This is a genomic window from Rheinheimera baltica DSM 14885 (assembly GCF_000425345.1).
Lineage (GTDB): Bacteria > Pseudomonadota > Gammaproteobacteria > Enterobacterales > Alteromonadaceae > Alishewanella > Alishewanella baltica.
On sequence record NZ_AUDG01000104.1, the window covers coordinates 1 to 3515 of the forward strand.

3 protein-coding genes are annotated in these 3515 nt (G+C 41.7%); all 3 read left to right on the top strand.

What is annotated here, in order from left to right; genetic code table 11:
* The first annotated feature begins 360 nt into the window (after window positions 1–360).
* Window positions 361–642 carry a hypothetical protein gene (locus tag H595_RS0119340; protein WP_027672621.1) on the top strand — a complete coding sequence of 94 codons (282 nt, stop codon included), beginning with the start codon at window positions 361–363 and terminating at the stop codon, window positions 640–642.
* A gap of 342 nt (window positions 643–984) precedes the next feature.
* Window positions 985–2043: a hypothetical protein gene (locus H595_RS0119345; RefSeq protein ID WP_027672622.1), complete on the top strand. Its 1059-nt coding sequence runs from the start codon at window positions 985–987 to the stop codon at window positions 2041–2043.
* Window positions 2044–2135: 92 nt separating this feature from the next.
* A partial coding sequence (locus tag H595_RS23050) for a competence protein CoiA family protein (RefSeq protein ID WP_205623272.1) occupies window positions 2136–3515 on the top strand: 1380 nt, incomplete at its 3' end.

Genomic DNA, 3515 nt, shown 5'->3' on the forward strand with positions numbered 1-3515 from the left:
GGCCGGATGAGGCCGAAATCAGTGGCCGGATGATACCGAAATGGGTGGCCGACTCATGCCGAAATCGCTGGCCGGATCATCCCGAAATACGCAGCCGTCGCTAAAAGAGCTGGGTTATGGACATATGTATCCATTATTTTGTACCTCCGCAAAAGGCCGGCAAAGGTCTTCAAATTCGAGGACGAGAACGCATTTGTTGAATTGGAGAGTGAGCTGGAAGCGATGTTTACAAAGCTTATTGGGTGGAGCAATCAAGTCGATGTAGAAGCAACCGCTCAAGTTAAAGTATCTAGCTCAAGTTAATTATCAATACTGCAGTGTTAGCTATACTTGAATGCTATCAATATAGGAGTTTTAGCTATGCCCTATTGCCACACAGCATTCCACGCAATAACGCCAGAGCAAGTTGAGGTCGTGCTGTCTACATTTGCTCAGGATAACTTTGTCGGTGGGCGTGCTGCCTATCGATTAGTGGATGGTAGTTACTCCATTGATGCAGGTGAAAATGACATTCGTGCTATATATGATGAAGAAACCACCGCATTAAAGTTCATCTGTCGGCATAAGCGAGAAATGTCGTTTTACGACAAGAAACTTCAGTCTTTTGCCGCAAAACATGGCATTAACTCAACCACAATTTAGTCGGATGAGTTGAACCGGATTATTGGAGGAAAACCTGTGACTTCAGAACTTGATGTATTGGCCTTATCCGAAGAGGTTGAACGAGACAGTCAGTCAGGGGCGTTGTCTCAAGAGTTACTGTCTCAAGGACAAACGCTATACGGCACAAGTCCGCTTTACCCAGATTTTCTTATAAGAACCACACCCAATGGGCGAAAATCCCTTGGTCATTGGTATAACGGGGAGTTTATTGAGGAAGTCTGCGTCCTCTATTAGCACGAAGGCTGTCAATGGCTCAGGGTAGGTAGCAATTCTGAGCAAACTGCTTATCGGAAAACCAATTTTTATCAAAATGGATTCGTTATGTCACATCGAATAGTTAACAACGTTGGCTACAAGAAGATCTACCCGATGTCTCTGTATGAAGACGACTCGTTTTGCCACTACTGTGGCCGATCTCCCGACATTTTGAACCAGCTTGAATGGGATCATGTGCCCGCCCTTAATGTGAAAATACCAGAAGATTATACCGACATTAAGAAGACTCTTATAAGGGCTTGCAAAGAATGTAATGGCTTAGCATCTGATGTTCCTCATCTTGACTACCTAGAGCGTCATTTTTGGTTAAAAACTGCATACCTTAGGCGATATAAGCGATTAATTATGAACGAAGGTGCTGTCGAGGAGGAAGCGTCGCTTGACGATCCATATCTCAATGCAACTATCAACAATGCAAAACTAAGGTATCAACAACTTCTTGACGGAATCGGTTTTGGTATCAAAGACATATCCCAGATTGATTCTCCCATTCTGGAGGTCAGAACAAAAAAAGGGAGGAAAATAAGTAATTTACTTGTCGGGCATTTGCGTGGCTTTCCATCTGAGCAGGATGAACAAGATGAAGAAGAGCTAAAAACTAAAAAAAATGAAACGATAGTAGATTCAGCTCATGAAACTTCTGGCTACTGCAGTTACGATGATTTTGTTAGATTCATTGCTGCGGAAAACGAACTAAATGAGGTCATAGGAGGCCATGAAGATTACAATGAATGGGTAAGCAGCCATCCATCTAGATTTGAAATGTTAGAGCTGCCTAAATCGCCAGAAAAAGTATACATGACTACATGGTTTTTTATTCTTAGCGCAGCAAAGAAGATAATCAATGAAGGTAGAACTTTGGACAATTTTGATTGGCCTGAAGCTCCCTGTTCGCTAAATGATTTTATTTCCTGCTTGGTGTACGAGAGCAGCCTAGCTCTAATTTCTACTGAGTTAGATTACGTAAACTGGTGCTGTTTAAACCAAGACATAGCAACTGAATATGCACTACCACAAAATCCATGTGACGCTTATGAAACGGACTGGAGCTCGATTTTGTCGGCAATTGTTAGAGGCAAAGAAAAAAGGAAAATTAATTATTAATAGCACTCAATCAGACAAGGGACGCACGATTTTAACTGAGTTCGGAGTTTTTTTGATTCTGTTGTGCAATCTTTGATGTTGGAGCAAAAAAGTTGAGTGTTAACCTAACCCGAGCGAAAGGTCCTGATGGTCAAATTGTAAAAGTAGAGAATCTGTCTGAATCTCATCACGGTCTTGCATGTAAGTGTACATGCTTCGGATGTGGTGAGCCACTAATGGCGAGATGGGGGCCAAAGAAGCCTACTAAGCATTTCGCGCATCAAGGAAGTGATGAACGCATCTGTAAGAGCGCTCTTGAAACTGAAATTCATATCAGAGCAAAAGAGCTAATAGAGCAGGAGTTAAAGTTGCTTCTGCCACTTAATTTCAAGGCTGAAGATGGAACAAAGTACCGTCCAATTAATTTGGATAGTGTCCGGTTAGAAAATATGGTTCATGGCAGGGTGCCGGATTTGATTGCCACATCTGGCGGTGATGAGTACCTTATTGAAATAGCTGTTACACATTTTTGTGATTACGAAAAAATATCCTTTTATAAACAGCAAAAGCTCTCCTGTATCGAGATAGACATGTCTTCGGTTCGTAATGATGCAGACGTTGAATCAAGAATTCGCACTGTTTTGTTTGAAGAACCCGGAGGCCTGAACTACTGGATTTCGATAAACCCGTTGTCTGCATTTGGTATTGAAATGATGGACAACCTTCGCACTGAGGTCGCTGATTTAAGGCGAGAGCTCTCAGAACTAAAGTCGAAAGTTCAGGAGTATCAAAAACAAGAGAGAAATTTATATAAAGATATATCGAAATTACAATCTGATAAAGGCAAAGAAGCGATAGAGCTGCACCAGCTCAAATTACTAGGTTCGACTACGTCAAAACTCTACCAACTAGAAGCTATGATTTTGGATAAGCAGCAGGAGTTAACTGCGCTGGAAGAGACGATAAGTTCGGCACGTAGCAACAATCACGAACTTATTGGAATGCTTGATAGGGTTGAAGGTGAGAGAGCTTCGCTTTATGCCCGGCAGCAGATGTTTGAGTCTGAACGAACTAAATTTAACGATTATGTCAGCTCTAAAGAGAATGAGTTTGCAGCAAGGGAGCAGGCGCTGTATGAAAAAATCGATTTGCTAAATTCAGTAGAAACTGCACTTGCCAAGTATGGTATTAATTTAGAACAAGTGAGTGCTATCACTTCGATGCTGGAACAAAAAGCAAAACTAGGGAAGGAACTGCAACAACTAATTGTTGAAAACCAAGATAAGCTGAATGCAGCAATCAAGCAGGAGTACACTAGGTTAAAGCTGTTGCAAGAGAGGTCCTCCCGGCTAAATGTAGAAATAGCAGAGCAAGAAAAGGTACTGGAATTTTGCGTCAATGGAGTCTGTAAAAAAAACTGTGTAAGTGGCATTCTATCTAACTCCTTAGAAGGGATAAAGAATGCCAATTACAGACCAATTACTGGATCAGCT

Coding starts and splice junctions, on each gene's coding strand:
- H595_RS0119340 (WP_027672621.1), top strand. CDS start 361: ATGCCCTATTGCCACACAGCATTCCACGCAATAACGCCAGAGCAAGTT.
- H595_RS0119345 (WP_027672622.1), top strand. CDS start 985: ATGTCACATCGAATAGTTAACAACGTTGGCTACAAGAAGATCTACCCG.